This window comes from uncultured Winogradskyella sp., from assembly GCF_947496485.1.
Classification (GTDB): domain Bacteria; phylum Bacteroidota; class Bacteroidia; order Flavobacteriales; family Flavobacteriaceae; genus Winogradskyella.
Window position 1 is genome coordinate 134,539 of sequence record NZ_CANMCZ010000004.1, and the last position, 16,390, is coordinate 150,928.

At 33.5% G+C, this 16,390-nt stretch carries 18 protein-coding genes; 7 read left to right on the forward strand and 11 right to left on the reverse strand.

What is annotated here, in order from left to right:
• Positions 1-537, forward strand: a complete 537-nt coding sequence (locus Q0822_RS13310) for a GNAT family protein (RefSeq protein WP_299124462.1) — start codon at positions 1-3, stop codon at positions 535-537.
• Here Q0822_RS13310 and Q0822_RS13315 read toward each other — a convergent pair.
• From Q0822_RS13315 to Q0822_RS13345, 7 genes are all read right to left on the reverse strand, one after another.
• Entirely contained in the window at positions 534-2,075 is a 1,542-nt protein-coding gene (locus Q0822_RS13315; protein ID WP_299124464.1) for an acyl-CoA carboxylase subunit beta, read from the reverse strand. The two genes, Q0822_RS13310 and Q0822_RS13315, sit on opposite strands and share 4 nt — an antisense overlap.
• A 6-nt stretch (positions 2,076-2,081) precedes the next feature.
• Entirely contained in the window at positions 2,082-3,521 is a 1,440-nt protein-coding gene (gene accC, locus Q0822_RS13320; protein WP_299124466.1) for an acetyl-CoA carboxylase biotin carboxylase subunit, read from the reverse strand.
• 1 nt (position 3,522) lies between these two features.
• Entirely contained in the window at positions 3,523-3,999 is a 477-nt protein-coding gene (locus Q0822_RS13325; RefSeq protein WP_299124468.1) for a biotin/lipoyl-containing protein, read from the reverse strand.
• 55 nt (positions 4,000-4,054) lie between these two features.
• Complete coding sequence (locus Q0822_RS13330) at positions 4,055-4,756, reverse strand: PrsW family glutamic-type intramembrane protease (RefSeq protein ID WP_299124470.1); 702 nt, start codon at positions 4,754-4,756, stop codon at positions 4,055-4,057.
• The gene (locus Q0822_RS13335; protein ID WP_299124472.1) at positions 4,753-5,310 is read right to left on the reverse strand and encodes an NUDIX domain-containing protein; all 558 of its coding nucleotides are present in this window, start codon (positions 5,308-5,310) and stop codon (positions 4,753-4,755) included. The genes Q0822_RS13330 and Q0822_RS13335 overlap by 4 nt, the downstream gene beginning before the upstream one ends.
• Positions 5,310-6,458 carry an aminotransferase class V-fold PLP-dependent enzyme gene (locus tag Q0822_RS13340; RefSeq protein WP_299124474.1) on the reverse strand — a complete coding sequence of 383 codons (1,149 nt, stop codon included), beginning with the start codon at positions 6,456-6,458 and terminating at the stop codon, positions 5,310-5,312. The genes Q0822_RS13335 and Q0822_RS13340 overlap by 1 nt, the downstream gene beginning before the upstream one ends.
• Before the next feature lie 127 nt (positions 6,459-6,585).
• Complete coding sequence (locus tag Q0822_RS13345; RefSeq protein ID WP_299124476.1) at positions 6,586-7,674, reverse strand: M42 family metallopeptidase; 1,089 nt, start codon at positions 7,672-7,674, stop codon at positions 6,586-6,588.
• A gap of 103 nt (positions 7,675-7,777) precedes the next feature.
• Here Q0822_RS13345 and Q0822_RS13350 point away from each other — a divergent pair, with 103 nt between their 5' ends.
• Positions 7,778-8,473 carry a DUF4294 domain-containing protein gene (locus Q0822_RS13350; protein ID WP_299124478.1) on the forward strand — a complete coding sequence of 232 codons (696 nt, stop codon included), beginning with the start codon at positions 7,778-7,780 and terminating at the stop codon, positions 8,471-8,473.
• Entirely contained in the window at positions 8,474-9,100 is a 627-nt protein-coding gene (locus Q0822_RS13355) for a hemolysin III family protein (RefSeq protein ID WP_299124481.1), read from the forward strand. It begins immediately after the preceding gene.
• On the opposite strand, the gene Q0822_RS13360 is transcribed toward Q0822_RS13355, so the two are convergent.
• Genes Q0822_RS13360 through pepT form a run of 3 tightly spaced genes read right to left on the reverse strand, consistent with a single transcriptional unit; the run spans position 9,097 to position 11,303 of the window.
• Complete coding sequence (locus Q0822_RS13360) at positions 9,097-9,564, reverse strand: DinB family protein (RefSeq protein WP_299124483.1); 468 nt, start codon at positions 9,562-9,564, stop codon at positions 9,097-9,099. The genes Q0822_RS13355 and Q0822_RS13360 overlap by 4 nt on opposite strands.
• 40 nt (positions 9,565-9,604) lie before the next feature.
• Positions 9,605-10,048, reverse strand: coding sequence for a Dabb family protein (locus tag Q0822_RS13365; protein WP_299124485.1), 444 nt, complete (start codon positions 10,046-10,048; stop codon positions 9,605-9,607).
• A gap of 10 nt (positions 10,049-10,058) precedes the next feature.
• Complete coding sequence (gene pepT, locus Q0822_RS13370) at positions 10,059-11,303, reverse strand: peptidase T (protein WP_299124487.1); 1,245 nt, start codon at positions 11,301-11,303, stop codon at positions 10,059-10,061.
• Positions 11,304-11,405: 102 nt separating this feature from the next.
• Here pepT and Q0822_RS13375 point away from each other — a divergent pair, with 102 nt between their 5' ends.
• A complete protein-coding gene (locus Q0822_RS13375; protein ID WP_299124489.1) occupies positions 11,406-12,443 on the forward strand; it encodes a quinone-dependent dihydroorotate dehydrogenase in 1,038 nt (345 codons plus the stop codon).
• 84 nt (positions 12,444-12,527) lie between these two features.
• Here the strand turns inward: Q0822_RS13375 and Q0822_RS13380 are convergent, their stop codons facing one another.
• On the reverse strand, positions 12,528-13,457 hold the full coding sequence (locus Q0822_RS13380) for a spondin domain-containing protein (protein WP_299124491.1): 930 nt from the start codon (positions 13,455-13,457) through the stop codon (positions 12,528-12,530).
• Positions 13,458-13,541: 84 nt separating this feature from the next.
• Here Q0822_RS13380 and Q0822_RS13385 point away from each other — a divergent pair, with 84 nt between their 5' ends.
• From Q0822_RS13385 to Q0822_RS13395, 3 genes are all read left to right on the forward strand, one after another.
• On the forward strand, positions 13,542-14,159 hold the full coding sequence (locus Q0822_RS13385) for a LysE family translocator (protein ID WP_299124493.1): 618 nt from the start codon (positions 13,542-13,544) through the stop codon (positions 14,157-14,159).
• 104 nt (positions 14,160-14,263) lie between these two features.
• The gene (locus Q0822_RS13390) at positions 14,264-15,409 is read left to right on the forward strand and encodes a kelch repeat-containing protein (protein WP_299124495.1); all 1,146 of its coding nucleotides are present in this window, start codon (positions 14,264-14,266) and stop codon (positions 15,407-15,409) included.
• Between the two features lie 80 nt (positions 15,410-15,489).
• On the forward strand, positions 15,490-16,353 hold the full coding sequence (locus tag Q0822_RS13395) for a hydroxymethylglutaryl-CoA lyase (protein WP_299124497.1): 864 nt from the start codon (positions 15,490-15,492) through the stop codon (positions 16,351-16,353).
• Positions 16,354-16,390: the final 37 nt, after the last annotated feature.

Sequence of the window (16,390 nt, forward strand, 5' to 3'; positions counted from 1 at the left end):
ATGAAAATGATATTTGATAATTTTAAAATTGATTTACTCCAACCTAATGAAGGTGAAGAGCTTTTCAATTTAATTGATAATAATAGAGCAAGACTAGAAGATTTCTTTGCAGGTACAGTTTCTAAAACACGCACTTTAGAAGATACTTTAGCTTACGGAGTTGAAATCCAAAAACGTATTAATTTTATAAGTTATTTGCCTTATATGATAACCGATGTCAATACCAACAAATTTATTGGTTTAGTAGATGTAAAAAATATTGATATGAATGTGCCTAAAGCAGAATTAGGTTCATTTATAGATGAAGATTATGAGGGTAGAGGTATAGTATCAAAAGCAACAAATTTAGTCATAGATCATATTATTGTAGAGTATAAATTTATAAAACTACTGTGCAGAGCTAATAGTAGAAATAAAGGAAGTATTGCTGTAATCCTTAAAAATGGATTTGAGCTCGAAGGTACCATCAGAAAAGATTACAGAACAACAAAAGGTGAAATAGTAGATTTAAACTATTATGGCCGCATATTTGATTAAAGCGGAATATTCCCATGCTTACGCTTAGGTCTATTTACCTCCTTATTTTCAAGCATACTAAATGCCTTTATAAGTTTACGTCTTGTATTTTTTGGTAAAATAACTTCGTCAACAAACCCACGTTCTGCCGCACTATACGGATTGGCAAATAGCTCAGCATATTCAGCCTCCTTTTCTTTCCATTTTGCTTCTGGGTCTTCAGCAGAAACAATTTCGCGCTTAAATATAATTTCCGCAGCACCTTTAGCTCCCATTACGGCAATTTCTGCATTTGGCCATGCAAAATTCATGTCAGCACCAATATGTTTTGAGTTCATTACGTCATAAGCTCCGCCATAAGCCTTTCTGGTAATTACAGTAATTCTTGGCACTGTAGCTTCACTAAAAGCATAAAGTAGTTTTGCCCCATTCACAATAATACCATTCCATTCTTGATCTGTTCCTGGTAAGAATCCTGGAACATCTTCTAAAACTAATAATGGAATATTAAACGCATCACAAAATCTTACAAAACGTGCACCTTTTTTAGAACTTTTTACGCCAAGAACACCAGCTAAAAACATAGGTTGATTAGCAACAATACCTATCGATTTTCCTCCTAGACGAGCAAAACCTACAATGATATTTTCTGCATAATCTTTATGAATTTCGTAGAATGAATCTTCATCAATAATGCCTTCAATAACCTGATGCATATCATAAGGCTTATTAGGATTTTCTGGCACTATATCAGATAAGCTTTCTCTAATTTCTTCTTTTAATTGAAATGGTAAATCTTCTACTGTTTCTCTATTGCTTTGTGGTAAGTAACTTAACAAAGTCTTTACATCTTCTAAGCATTCAATATCATTGGTTGAGGTTTTATGTGCAACACCAGATTTTGATGAATGAACACTTGCTCCACCTAACTCCTCACTTGTAACTTCTTCATTGGTTACTGTTTTTACAACATTTGGTCCAGTTACAAACATATAACTTGTATCTTGTACCATTATAGTAAAATCTGTCATGGCAGGTGAATATACAGCACCACCAGCACAAGGTCCCATAATTGCAGAAATCTGCGGAATCACTCCAGATGCTTGTACGTTTCTATAAAAAATATCGGCATAGCCACCTAAAGAACGAACACCTTCTTGTATACGTGCTCCACCAGAATCATTGAGTCCTATTATTGGTGCACCGACATTCACGGCCATGTCCATAATTTTGCAGATTTTTTCTGCATGAGTTTCTGATAATGAACCACCAAAAACAGTAAAGTCTTGAGCGAATACATAAACAAGTCTTCCATTTACTGTTCCATAACCAGTCACAACACCATCGCCATAAAACTTTTGGTTAGCCATGCCGAAGTCTTTAGTTCTATGTGTAACTAACGCACCAATTTCTTCAAAGGAACCTTCATCTAGCAAATACAATACGCGTTCTCTTGCAGTTAGTTTTTTCTTTTGGTGTTGTTTATCTATTCGGACTTGTCCACCTCCTAATTGAGATAATGCTAATTTTTCGTTTAGTGTTTTTATTTTGGAATTCATAATGTCTTAATTAGGTAATCTTAATAATTTCTGATCTTCTAAATATTTTTTCAATGCAATTTTTGCCGCAATTTCAGCTTCAATTTTATGCTGTTCTACAAGTAAGCTAGGTGAGTAGTAGTTTTTTACAAAATGTGTGTCAAAATTACCGCTTCTAAAAGCTTCATGCTCACAAACAAAACGACCGAAAGCTAATGTTGTCTGTACTCCTTTTACATGATAATTATCTATGGCTTTAATCATTAATTCTATTGCTTCCTCTCTAGTGTCTCCATATGTAATAAGCTTTGATAGCATCGGATCGTAATAAATAGGAATGTCCATACCTTCTTCAAATCCATTATCAACTCTAATGTTTTTACCAACAGGTAATTTGTAAACCTCCAAGTTACCGACACTCGGTAAGAAATCATTCATAGGATCTTCTGCATAAACACGAAGCTCTAAGGCATGACCATTAATTTTTAAATCTTCTTGTTTAATGTCTAATTTTTCACCTCTAGCAACTTTAATTTGAAGTTCTACCAAATCAACACCAGAAATCCATTCAGATACAGGATGCTCTACCTGAAGTCTTGTATTCATTTCTAAGAAATAGAAATTGTGATCTGCATCTAATAAAAATTCCACAGTACCAGCTCCAAGGTAATCACAAGAGCGTGCCACGTTAATCGCAGCTTGTCCCATTTCTTCTCTCAGTTTTGGAGTTAAAACAGCAGAAGGGGCTTCCTCTACCACTTTTTGATGACGGCGTTGTACGGAACATTCGCGTTCAAAGAAATGTAAAATATTTCCATGGCTATCTGCCATAACCTGTATTTCGACATGTCTGGGTGAAGTCACATATTTTTCTACAAAGACTGAGCCATCACCAAAAGCTGAAGTTGCCTCGCTAATGGCACGCTTCATTTGTTCTTCAACATCCTTTTCTTTTTCAACAACTCGCATTCCTTTTCCACCACCACCTGCTGCAGCTTTTATTAGAATTGGAAACCCAATCTCTTTAGCTATCTGAACGGCTTCAGTTGGATCTGTAACTGCTCTATCAACACCAGGAACCATTGGGATATCATAATCCTTAACAGCATCTTTAGCCGCTAATTTATCTCCCATCATCTTAATCGCTTTGGAGCGTGGACCAATGAATATGATATTATTTTTTTCTGCTAATTCAGCAAAATCAGCATTTTCACTCAAAAAACCATAGCCAGGATGAATACCATCTACATCCAATGCTTTAGCAACGTCTATAATTTTATCTCCTCTTAAGTAAGATTGGTTAGATGGAGCGGGACCAATGCAAACTGCTTGGTCTGCATACCTTACATGTAGCGCATTTCTATCTGCTTCAGAATATACAGCAACAGTTTTAATACCCATTTTTTTTGCTGTTCGCATCACACGAATGGCAATTTCTCCTCGATTAGCTACTAATATTTTTTTCATACTATTCGAATTCTATTAAAAGTGCATTCTTATCTACAGTCTCTGTTTGTTTCACTTTGATTGATTTTATAACTCCGTCTCTAGGTGAATTTATCACATTTTCCATTTTCATGGCTTCAAGAATCAGTAAGGCTTCATCCTCTTTAACTTCTTGTCCTTCATTGACATTAATTTCTAAAATCAATCCTGGCATTGGTGCTTTTATATCATTTACTTTTTTAGATTTTCCAACTTCAAAACCTAAGGCTTCAATTTGTTGATCTAAAGCATCATTAATATTAACTTCATAAATATTATTATTCACTTTAACAGTATAAAGTTTTTTATTGAAGTTTGTATCTAAGATAGTAGCTTTAGTAGAACTGTTCTCTTGAAGTATATGATAAGTATTGTCAGTAATTTCAATACAGTCAAGGGCTTCAGCATCTGTTTTGGTAAGATCAAATTGATGCGAAGCATTCACTTTAATTTTATACATAGTTACATTTTTATGAGGTTAAAATTATACATTAAAAGGCTCTAAAAACATGAAATTAATCATGTTCTTCAATTGTTTTTTGAGGCGTTTTAAAATGCGAATTATCCTGATGTCGTTTTATGGCTTTTCGCGATAAAAAGATACCAATTATTAATGATATAAATGCTCCAATAGAAATACCAGGAATAAATCCTATAAATAGGAAAAAGTCATAGGCTCCATGAAACAAAACGGCTAAAAATAGTCCAGCCATATTTAATTTAAATCTATTGTTTGAAAATTTCGCCTTTCCCATAAAATAGCCCATCAGAATTCCAAAGGTTGCATGTGCAGGCACAGCAGTAAAAGCCCTTAAAATTGCAGTTTGATAACCTCCTTCTAGCACATACATAATGTTTTCGGTACATGCAAAGCCCATGGATACCATAACGGCATATATAATTCCGTCATAAGGCTCGTTAAAGGCTTTTTTTGGTTGGTTAAAGTATTTTACGATTACATATTTGCTAAATTCTTCAGACAATGCAACCACTACAAAAGCTTGTATGAATTGCTGCCACACACTAAATTTATCTGTGATAGGAATAAAATGCCCTGTAAATAAATATAAGATTGTAACAATGATGATGCTAACTATTGCACCAAAAAGAAAACTTGCAATAAGTAAGCCTGCTGGTTCTTTTTCGTATTTATCTTGAAAATAAATATATATTATAATCGTAAATACTGGTGCAACTGCTAATAAGAGTAAATTCATGTTTTCAATCGGTCTTTAATGGCATTCAAAACAAATGAATAGTATGATTTGTTACTCGGTATAAAATGATGATTAGATTCACTATTGGTTAGTAAGTCTTCAAATTCTTCAAAAGATACGAGTTTTAATGCTTCCACTTCATCTTCCTGAGGTAATAGTTCATTTATATCGATGTGTAACTCTGATATATATACTTGATGATATTCATTATCTTTGATTTTGCCTTCAGCATAATTTGTTTCATGAAGAAAAACACCAATTTTTTGAAGGTGATTTGCTTCTAATTGCAATCCAATTTCCTCTTTAGTCTCTCTTAGTGCAGCACTAATAAACGTTTCACCAGAATCGATATGACCTGCAACCGAAACATCCCAAAGTAAAGGATAAATCACTTTTTTGTGAGAGCGCTGCTGTAATAAAATTTCACCTTTAGTTGTGTAAAGCCATAAATGAATAGTGTTATGGTACCAACCATTTTTATGCGCTTCAGATTTTAAAGCGCTTTTGCCTGTTGGTTCCCCTGATGAATTCACTATGTCGATATATTCATCCATTATTGGGTGACTAATGTTATAGTTTTAACTAGTTTTTCAAAATGTGCTTTGGTATTAAATAAGTGACAAGACAAACGAATGTAATCACCTCTGAATGATACAATGATATTTGCATTTTTCAGTTGGTGCTTCAATTTATCTAGATCAATAGTTTTTGGAATCTTAATACCTAATAAATGTTTTGCTCTAAGTTCTGGCGATTCACTTCGAAAACCAATATTTTTTAATTTTTCTAACGCATCTTCTGTGATAGAATTGCAATAATCTTGTAAATCTTGAGGATTGATGTTTAAAATTTCTTTTAAAGCTGCTATTTGCATTTTTATATAAATAAAACTTGCAGATTCTCCTGCAGCATAGCGCTGAGCTTTTGGTTTGTATTCGGATTGGTATTGGGTTAAACCAGACAGATTCTCGCTTCCTAAGCGAATAGACCAATTTTGCTCTATTGGTATTCCATCATCAAAATAGTCACTGTAATAAGCATAGGCACAACCGTAAGGACCAAATAGCCATTTATAACCAGCACAAATTAAAGCATCTGGTTGAATGTCTTTAATAGAGAAGGGTAGTGCACCAATAGATTGGCTTCCATCAATAATTAATAATGCTTTGTGTTGTTTTGTTTTTTCTCTAATAGCTTTTAAATCGAATATGAAACCATTAGCCCAATGGATTTGAGCTATAGCAACAACAGCTGTTTTTTCTGTGATAGCCTCAAGAATTTTATGATTCCAATCTGCTATATATTTCGGTTGTTTTATGGTAATAATTTTAGCTTCAAATTTATCCGCTAGTTCCTTCCATATATAAACATTACTTGGAAACTGCTCTTCTACTAAAATTATTTCATCTCCTTTTTGAAGCGTAATATTTCTGGCTGCATTCGCCATTCCATAAGATACTGAGGGAATTGTAACTATACGATTGTAGTCATCTGAATCAATAACTTTTGCGAATAATTTTCTAAGCTCTATTACTGGATCAAATAAATCTGAAGATTGAAAATAATCAGGACGAGATTTTGCTTTTACTGCATTTAAACCAGCAGTCTTAACCGATTTAAAGGCAGGTGAAAAGCTAGCCGTATTTAAATAGACAATATCTTCTGGAAAGTCAAATTTATCTTTTTGGTTAGTTAGTGACATATAAATATTTAAAAGCTTTTAAAATCTCTGTCAGTTTGAGCGCAGTCGAAAACTATATATTTTTGACTTTCTAAGCATTTCGACTGCGCTCAATGTGACAGTGTACCATTTATATGCTTTAGTATTATTATTTAAAATAGCTAAACGTTTCTCCGTCTTCTATTTTTAAGAGTGTTTCGTAAATCAATTTTATAACGTTTTCTACATCACTTTTATGTACCATTTCTACAGTAGTGTGCATATATCGTAATGGCAAAGAAATTAAAGCCGAAGCTACACCTCCATTACTGTAGGCAAAGGCATCTGTATCTGTACCAGTAGCTCTTGATAATGCTGCGCGTTGAAAAGGTATTTTCTTTTCTTCAGCAGTATCTGTGATTAAATCCCTTAGTTTTTGTTGTACAGCTGGTGCATAAGCGACTACAGGCCCATCACCAATTTTTGCTAAACCTTGCTTTTTAGGATCAATCATTGGAGTCGTGGTATCGTGCGTTACGTCTGTAACTATAGCAACATTTGGCTGTATGGTCTCAGTAATCATTTGAGCTCCACGCAAACCAATTTCTTCTTGCACAGAATTGGTGACATATAATCCAAAAGGCAGTTTCTTTTTGTTTTCATGAAGTAAACGTGCAACTTCAGCAATCATAAAACCTCCCATTCTATTGTCTAAGGCTCTACATACAAACTTGTCTTTGTTCAAAATATGAAATTCGTCAGGATAGGTGATTACACAACCTACATGAACTCCCATTTTTTCTACTTCTTTTTTATCCTTAGCTCCTATATCAATACAAATATTGTCTGGTTTAGGTGGTTCTTCTTTTGCTCTGCTTCTAGTATGTATTGCTGGCCATCCAAAAACGCCTTTTACAATGCCTTTTTTAGTGTGAATATCTACAATTTTACTCGGAGCAATTTGATGATCACTACCACCATTTCTTATCACATAGATTAAACCTTTGTCAGAAATATAGTTGACATACCAAGAAATTTCATCTGCATGACCTTCAATAACCACTTTAAATTTGGCCTTTGGATTAATCACGGCAACTGCTGTACCATAAGTATCTGTAATAAATTCATCTACATAAGGTCTTAGATAATCCATCCAGATTTTTTGTCCTTCCCATTCATATCCTGTAGGTGAAGCGTTATTTAAGTATTTTTCTAAAAAGTCCATGGACTTTTTGTTTAGTAATTGCTTTTTAGCCATGTGTGTAAAATTTTTCTTTAAAAATAATAATATTAATACGAATTTAAGGTTAAAGGATATATTAATTCTTAATTTTGGAATGGTTTTAGTATAATATAAATTCATGAAATATATTACCTACATAGCACTGTTTTTTTCACTGGCTATTTTTGCCCAAGAAGATCCTGTAAAACAAGATTCAACTCAGGTACATTACATGATTATTGAAGGTGATTCTATTCCTGTTACAGCTGTAGAATTAGATGAGGTTATGGTGCTACCTAACTTAAATTTTGAGGATAGAGATGCACGAATTCGATATATCATACTACGTCGAAAAACATTAAAAGTTTATCCTTACGCCAAGCTTGCTGCGGAACGTTTAGAAGCACTACAAAAACGATTAGATGAATTAGAGCGAAGAAGTGATAAAAAACGCTATGCTAAGATTATTCAGAAATATATAGAAGACGAGTTCTCTGCAGAGTTAAAAAAATTGACAAAAACTGAAGGTCAAATTTTAGTGAAATTGATTCACAGACAAACAGGGAAAACTACCTTTCAACTCATTAAAGAGTTACGGAGTGGTTGGCGTGCCTTTTGGTTTAATAATACTGCTAGTTTATTTGATATTTCCCTAAAAAAAGAATTCAACCCCTTAGTTGAAGAAGAGGACTATTTAATTGAAGATATTTTGCAACGTGCGTTTCAAAATGAGCGATTAAAGCGTCAAGATCCTGCTTTTGATATCGATTTTTATGCCTGTGTTGATAAATGGTCAAAGCCCAAATCTGAAACTAAATCTAAACCCAAAGGTTAAATGCGAACACAATCAAAGTTAGAGGAACAACTCAACACATGGACACATGGTATTGGTGCTGCTCTTGGAATTGTTGCTTTGGTGTTGCTGATTGTGTATGTAGATACTGATATACCTTTTAGTCTATTTAGTGTTATTATTTATGGAATTTCAATAATAATTCTGTTTTCAGCTTCTACATTTTATCATGCCGTTAAAGATGAAAAAAGGAAGCATTATTTTAGAATTGTAGATCATATTAGTATTTATCTGCTTATTGCAGGAACTTATACTCCAGTATTACTAATTAGTCTATCAAATAGTTTAGGCTGGACACTTTTTTGGGTAGTTTGGGGAGTTGCTACGTTTGGTGTTATTTTAAAACTCTTTTTTACGGGAAAATTCGAAATTTTTTCAACCCTTCTATATTTAGTGATGGGTTGGCTTATTGTATTTGATTTTTCAAACTTGTCCGAAACAATTGGTCCAAATGGAATTTTGTGGTTGTTTGCTGGTGGTTTATCTTATACTGTGGGTATAATTTTCTATGCTATTCAACGTATTCCATACAATCATGTGATTTGGCATTTATTTGTTTTAGGCGGAGCTATAGGCCATTTTTTTATGATATTCTTTCACGTGATTTAATATTGAGTTATCATTTTATTTAGAATTATAATTTGCCCCAAATGATAATGTGTGTGCTCAATTAAACCCATAAGATTAGTAGCATAAGTGCCATACTTCTTATCAGTAAAAGGCTGATCTAAAATGGAGTCTGGTAATTGTTCTAATAACTCTGTAAATCGCTCTGCATCTTGCCACATCACTTTATGTAAGGCTTCCCACTCAGATTGCGATGTAATATTTGGATGGTTATAACTTTCACTGTCTTTGCCTTCTAAAATACCTTCTTCTAAAACGCGTAATTGAACTTTCGTGAAATAATGAATGTGATAGGTGAGTGCTAGAATTGAATTAAAACCTTCTTTTTTTTGACTTGCAGTTTTATATGAAATATTAGAGACCGTGTCTTTTAAATTAACTTCTGTCCAATTACCACCAAAATAGACTTGGTAAACGTGTTTTGAAAGTTGTTTTGAAGTTGGCATTTTGAGTTTTTAAATTTTATAATTCATGTTATTATAAATATTATTTGGCCCAATAGTCTATAACCAAAACATCCTCTAAATGAGGACCAAGTATATCTACAAAGGCTTTGTGGTCTGGATGTGGTAAATATTTTGATCTTGCCTCTTCACTATTAAATGTTACAAAAAAGCAATGTGTAAAACCTTTATCCAATCCTTCTGGACTATTGTTTAGACCCCATTCAAAATCCTCTATTTCTTTTATTTTATCTGGTAGTTCTATGAATGCAGTTTCTATTTTTTTGATATCATCTTTTGTTGCAGACTCCTTAAATTTAAAAAGAACCACGTGACGCAATTTTTTAGCTATGATTTCCATACCATCTAAAGTGGTTTTTTCATTAGACTCTTTTTCCTTTTTTTGTTCATCAATACAACTAGTTAAACATAGTCCAAGGGTAAATATTATAATCGTTGTTTTTAATCTAAAACGGTTTAGAATCATGTAGAATAAATTATTTATTGGCTTTCAAAGCTGTTAACTCAGCAATTTTACAAATCACCTCAACAGCCTTTAGCATACTTTCTACTGGTACATACTCATAACGACCATGAAAATTATGACCTCCTGCAAAAATATTAGGACAAGGTAATCCCATATAGGAAAGTTGCGAACCATCTGTCCCTCCTCTGATAGGTTTAATTAAAGGTTTAATATCTAGTTGTTTCATGGCTTCTTCAGCGATATCAACAATATGCATAACTGGTTCCACCTTTTCTTTCATGTTGAAGTATTGGTCGGTGAGTTCAATTTTAAAAACTTCGGCTTCAAATTTTGTGTTGAGATCTAATACCACTTTTTCCATTAGTGCCTTACGCGCATCAAACTTGGCTTTATCGTGGTCTCTAACAATATATTTTAGTATAGTTTCTTCAACTTTGCCTTCTATGCTATGCAAATGAAAAAAGCCTTGATAACCTTCTGTATGTTCTGGTGTTTCTAATCGTGGTAAAGCATTAATAAATTCTGTAGCATAGTACATAGAATTTACCATTTTTCCTTTTGCATAACCTGGATGGACAATTTTGCCTTTGGCTGTAATTGTTGCGCCAGCAGCATTAAAATTCTCATATTCTAATTCACCGATTTGACTGCCATCCATGGTGTAAGCCCAGTCTGCATCAAATTTTTCTACATCAAATTTGTGTGCTCCTCTCCCAATTTCTTCATCTGGCGTAAAACCTACTCTTATAGCACCATGTTTAATTTCTGGATGATTAATAAGATACTCCATCGCTGTAACAATCTCAGTAATACCAGCTTTATCATCGGCTCCCAAGAGTGTAGTACCGTCGGTAGTGATCAATGTCTGACCTTTGTATAACAACAAATCTTCAAAATAATCTGGTGATAATATGATATTTTCTTCTGCATTAAGTACTATGTCTTTACCATCATAATGCTCTATAATCTGCGGTTTTACATTCGCTCCTGTAAAGTCTGGTGAGGTATCAAAGTGAGAAATAAACCCAATGGTTGGTACATCATGTTCTACATTACTTGGTAACGTTGCCATAATATAAGCGTTGTCGTCTATTGTGATATCGCTCATACCAATTGCTTTTAGTTCTTCCGCTAATTTATTGGCCAAATCCCATTGTTTTTTGGTGCTTGGTGTGGTTTTAGAATTTGGGTCAGATTCTGTATCAATAGTAACGTAGCTGATAAATCTTTCTATAATGTGCTGTTTTGAAGTCATTGGATTTGGTTTGTACTCAAAAATAATCAACACTTTGTTAAGGCACAAGTTTCTTTTAATTTGATTCTATTTGGTTTATTTTTGCAAAGCAAAAGCGTTCTCATGTATAAAGCCATTATTCGACCTGTTTTATTTCGTTTCGATCCAGAGAAAATTCATCATTTTACGTTTTCTTTAATCAGAACTATTTCTAAGTTACCTGGAATAAAAAGCTTATTTAGAAGCTTGTATTTGGTTGAGGACAAAAGACTAGAGCGCGAATTATTCGGACTAAAATTTAAGAACCCAGTTGGCTTGGCTGCAGGTTTCGATAAGAACGCCGTTTTATATAATGAATTGGCAAATTTTGGCTTTGGTTTTATTGAAATAGGAACCGTAACACCAAAGGCCCAAGAAGGAAATCCTAAGCAACGTTTATTCAGACTAAAAGAAGACAAAGGTATTATTAATCGAATGGGATTTAATAATGAAGGACTTAAAGCTGCAATTGCCCAACTGAAAAAAAATAAGGGACAACTCATTATTGGGGGAAATATAGGTAAAAACACACAAACACTTCCTGAAGATTATACAAAAGATTACTTAGATTGTTTCAATGCTTTACACCCTTATGTTGATTATTTTGTGCTTAATGTAAGTTGCCCAAACGTGGGAAGTCACGCCAAATTAAACGACAAAGATTATTTACTAGAGTTAATTTCTGCTGTACAAAAAGCAAATTCTACCTTTAATGATCAAAAGCCAATTCTCCTTAAAATTGCACCAGATTTAAATGATATACAATTAGATGAAATTGTAGAATTGATAGAAGAAACTAATCTCGATGGTGTTATTGCTAGCAATACTTCAGTTGATAGAACAGGCCTAAAAGCTAGTGACACAAGACTCAAGGACATTGGTAATGGTGGTTTAAGCGGACAACCAATTAAAGATAAATCGACAAGAGTAATTCAATACTTAGCCGAAAAAAGCAAGAAGTCATTTCCTATCATTGGAGTAGGAGGTATACACTCGGCAAAAGATGCTATTGAAAAGCTTGAGGCAGGAGCCGATTTGGTACAGGTTTATACAGGATTCATTTACGAAGGCCCTAAGCTTATAAAGGATATAAATAGAGCTTTATTAAAAAAGGCACAATAAATGCGCCTAACTATTTCAATATAATTTTTAATAAAGATAATACCTGACGCGAATTGTCTTTAATCAATTTGGGTAATTTATTCCTTAATTTATGATTAATTTTTTGCTTTCAGTATTTCCTGAAATATTCTTCAATCTAACAATGTAGATACCTTTGTTTAAATCAGAAACGTTAATAATGGTATTATCCTTATTATTAATATTATCTAATTGCTTAACGTTTTTACCCAGAATATCATAGATAGTTATTTGATCCAATGAGTTTGAGTTAGTTACTGTAATTTTACCAGTATTAGTTGGATTCGGAAAAATTCTAACCTCATTAGTGCTTGCAAAATCATTTGTGCTTAGCGTTGTACTTTTAAAAGTAATCGTTAAAGTTCCAATTTTTGCTGAATTAAATGGATAACCAGAGACTCCAGCAATATTGGTTATAACACCTTGTGGATTTGTTTCGGGATTATTTATAGAATAACCAAAACCATCTTCAGTACCAGCATCGTAAGGGAATAAATCTACAGTAAATGTTTCTCTCCACTTGTTTAAATTTTGGTCCCACAAATCCAGATTATTCACTGCAATTATCCAATCCGGACTTGGAGCTATCATTGATACCAGAGTTAATAGTGGAAAATCTTGGGATACTGTAATATCACTTAATGTGGCGGAGCTTATGGCAGCAAACGGAGAAAAAGACTGTTGTAGCCATTGTTCTGCTTCACCATTAATAATAGCAGATTGGACTTCGGAATTAAAGGCCGTATTTGATCCGGTTTCTGCAACATTCTCAATGCCAGTAGTTGCAGTACCTCCTAGTTCTAAAAAGGTAATATTACTATTGTGATTTGCTCCAACTAAGTCAGACCAATGTGCATTACTTGGCAGAGTTCCATGGTCGCTAGAATTCCATGTGCTGGTAAAATTAATATCATAAGTCGCTGTAGATTGGGCTTGGGTACTAATAGAAAATAAAAATGCTAAGGGTATTAAACCTATAAGAGTAATTTTTTTCATAGTGTTTTTACAAATTTGGTCGAGAGTAATTACGCAACTTTACAAATAATTATGTTTTAATGTATTTTAGTACAAATTTTAACTTTGAACTACCAGATAATTCTATCATTTGCCTTAGCAACATCTGCATTGGCTATTTCGCCTGGACCAGATAATATATTTGTATTAGTGCAGAGTATTACTAATGGAAAATCTTATGGATTGGCAACAGTTTGCGGTTTAATTACTGGCTGTATAATTCATACAACGTTATTAGCTTTTGGTGTTTCTGCTATTATTGCCTCAAATGAATCAATCTTTTTCGTCATTAAACTATTAGGTGCCATGTATTTAATTTACTTGGCCTATAAAGTGTTTAAATCTGATGGACAAATCGATTTGGAATCTAATGTTGCTCCAAAGAAAAGCTTAAAAGGTTTATTTATTCAGGGATTTTTTATGAATGTTCTCAACCCAAAAGTTACCATTTTCTTTTTAGCTTTTTTCCCAGGTTTTTTATTTAGTGATTCAATGTCTACTGTTTGGCAATTCTATATTTTAGGTGGAATATTTATGCTTATTTCCTTTGTCATTTTTTCTATGATTGCATTACTAGCAGGACAAATTAAAACCTATACCTTAAAGCATAAAAACTCTGGGCTGGTTTTTAAATGGATTCAGATTTTAGTATTTATTGGTATTGCGGTTTTCATTTTGTTGTAATAAATACGAGATAGAAAATCAACTTCATAAAAGCATTTTAAATAATCAAAATATTATTTAGTTTTGTACATATTTACTGACCCAATTTATAATATGAATTTAGTATGAAATATTTTTACACTTTATTACCATTCCTTTTCTTAACTCTAATATTACAAGCTCAAACAACAAATTTTGTTAGTATCTCTGACATGCCAAGTGCAAAAAGCGCAACTAGTTCTGCCAATGATGGTACGCATATTTATGTGACTAACGGATTTAGTTTGGCTGGTGGCTACACTATGGATGTGTTTAAGTTTGATATTGCCAATAATTCTTGGAGTGTTTTAACCAACAGTACCATAGCCAAGCGTTTTGGTTCGGCGGCAATAATGGGTAATAACTTATTTATTTTTAATGGTTATGTCTCAAATAACGTATTTAATGATGCCATTGAGGTTGTAGATGTATCAACAGGAACAGTAACAAATACTGGTCTGGTAAATCCACAACCAGCTGCTGCCGCTGGAGTATCGGTAGATGGTAATATCATCTATTCCTTTGGTGGAAGCACAGCTACAGGTTTTTCTAATAAATTGTATGCTGTAAATACGGCAACATTAACTTTAACTGAATTAGCTACGATGCCAGTTGCGCTAGAGACTAAAGGCGAAGTTGTTAATGGTAAGCTTTATGCCATTGGTGGCTTTAATGGTAGTGTTTCAGATAAAGTTTACGTCTATGATATTGCAACTGATACTTGGACAGATGAATATACTTTACCACAAACATTGTCTGCAAATGCAACAGCTGTAGTAGGAACAAGGATTTATGTAGTGGGTGATTTTTCTGATCAGACTTTTACAGGATATTTTGATACGGCAACAAATACATTTACAGAAACAACAAGCAACTTAATAAATCGACGACATGCTTCTGCTGAAGGTGTAAATGGGGAGTTATACGTTATGGGTGGCAATACATCATCAAGTGGAAGTTCAGCTCTTGCAAGCGTTCAAAGTACTAATACGACATTAAGTATTGATAGCTATAAAGAAGAATTAATATCTATATTCCCAAACCCAACATCAGATTATATAAATTTCTCAAAAGAAATTAGTAGACTAACATTATTAAATATTTCAGGTAGCATCATTAAAAGAGCTTCTGATGTTAAATTTTTAGATGTCCAAGATCTTCAAAAAGGGATCTATTTTCTAAACGTTAAAGAGGGAAAAAATGTAGAAACTTTGAAGTTGATAAAGAATTGAAAATACCTCTAAAAAACTTTTTAGGCTTTTATAATTTTTTGGATTTTAGTATGGTTTAATTTCCACTATATTTGGTGTTAATGAACAAAGCCGTAAAAATCATAGAATGTCCACGTGATGCCATGCAAGGCATTAAGGAGTTTATACCTACGGAAAAGAAGGTCCAATATATTCAGTCGTTGCTGCGTGTAGGCTTTGATACTATTGATTTCGGAAGCTTTGTTTCTCCGAAAGCTATACCACAAATGGTGGATACAGCTGCTGTTTTAGCGCAACTAGATTTAAGTAAAACAGAAAGCAAACTTTTAGCAATTATTGCCAACACCAGAGGTGCTAATGATGCATCTCAACATGCTGAAATTGATTACTTAGGCTTCCCGTTTTCAATATCTGAAAACTTCCAGATGCGTAACACTCACAAAACGATTGCTCAATCTGTGGTGACCCTTAATGAGATTTTAGAAATTTCAGATAAAAGCAATAAAGAAGTGGTCGTTTATATTTCCATGGGTTTTGGAAATCCTTATGGTGACCCTTGGAATGTGGATATAGTAGGTGAGTGGACTGAGCGTTTAGCTAAAATGGGAGTGAAGATTTTATCACTGAGTGATACCATTGGAAGCTCAGACCCAGAAAATATTGATTATCTGTTTTCAAACTTAATTCCAGCCTATTCGAACATAGAATTTGGTGCACATTTGCACACCACACCAACAACATGGTTCGAAAAAATTGATGCAGCATACAAAGCAGGTTGTAGACGTTTTGATGGAGCTATACAAGGTTTTGGTGGTTGTCCTATGGCAAAAGATGAATTGACTGGGAACATGCCAACCGAAAAAATGTTGTCTTACTTCACTCAGAAAAAAGCGCATCATCTTAATGCGATGAGTTTTGAGAGCTCTTACAATGAAGCTACCAAGATTTTTACACGCTACCATTAAATTTAATCCAGAAAGGATCATTAATTTATCATTAGAG

Excerpts from the sequence above, each read along its gene's own strand:
- accC (WP_299124466.1), bottom strand. The coding sequence starts at position 3,521 with ATGAAAAAAATATTAGTAGCTAATCGAGGAGAAATTGCCATTCGTGTG.
- Q0822_RS13375 (WP_299124489.1), top strand. The coding sequence starts at position 11,406 with ATGTATAAAGCCATTATTCGACCTGTTTTATTTCGTTTCGATCCAGAG.
- Q0822_RS13365 (WP_299124485.1), bottom strand. The coding sequence starts at position 10,048 with ATGATTCTAAACCGTTTTAGATTAAAAACAACGATTATAATATTTACC.
- Q0822_RS13330 (WP_299124470.1), bottom strand. The coding sequence starts at position 4,756 with ATGAATTTACTCTTATTAGCAGTTGCACCAGTATTTACGATTATAATA.
- Q0822_RS13315 (WP_299124464.1), bottom strand. The coding sequence starts at position 2,075 with ATGAATTCCAAAATAAAAACACTAAACGAAAAATTAGCATTATCTCAA.
- Q0822_RS13335 (WP_299124472.1), bottom strand. The coding sequence starts at position 5,310 with ATGGATGAATATATCGACATAGTGAATTCATCAGGGGAACCAACAGGC.
- Q0822_RS13360 (WP_299124483.1), bottom strand. The coding sequence starts at position 9,564 with ATGCCAACTTCAAAACAACTTTCAAAACACGTTTACCAAGTCTATTTT.
- Q0822_RS13350 (WP_299124478.1), top strand. The coding sequence starts at position 7,778 with ATGAAATATATTACCTACATAGCACTGTTTTTTTCACTGGCTATTTTT.
- Q0822_RS13355 (WP_299124481.1), top strand. The coding sequence starts at position 8,474 with ATGCGAACACAATCAAAGTTAGAGGAACAACTCAACACATGGACACAT.
- Q0822_RS13345 (WP_299124476.1), bottom strand. The coding sequence starts at position 7,674 with ATGGCTAAAAAGCAATTACTAAACAAAAAGTCCATGGACTTTTTAGAA.
- Q0822_RS13340 (WP_299124474.1), bottom strand. The coding sequence starts at position 6,458 with ATGTCACTAACTAACCAAAAAGATAAATTTGACTTTCCAGAAGATATT.
- Q0822_RS13390 (WP_299124495.1), top strand. The coding sequence starts at position 14,264 with ATGAAATATTTTTACACTTTATTACCATTCCTTTTCTTAACTCTAATA.
- Q0822_RS13325 (WP_299124468.1), bottom strand. The coding sequence starts at position 3,999 with ATGTATAAAATTAAAGTGAATGCTTCGCATCAATTTGATCTTACCAAA.
- pepT (WP_299124487.1), bottom strand. The coding sequence starts at position 11,303 with ATGACTTCAAAACAGCACATTATAGAAAGATTTATCAGCTACGTTACT.
- Q0822_RS13380 (WP_299124491.1), bottom strand. The coding sequence starts at position 13,457 with ATGAAAAAAATTACTCTTATAGGTTTAATACCCTTAGCATTTTTATTT.
- Q0822_RS13310 (WP_299124462.1), top strand. The coding sequence starts at position 1 with ATGAAAATGATATTTGATAATTTTAAAATTGATTTACTCCAACCTAAT.
- Q0822_RS13395 (WP_299124497.1), top strand. The coding sequence starts at position 15,490 with ATGAACAAAGCCGTAAAAATCATAGAATGTCCACGTGATGCCATGCAA.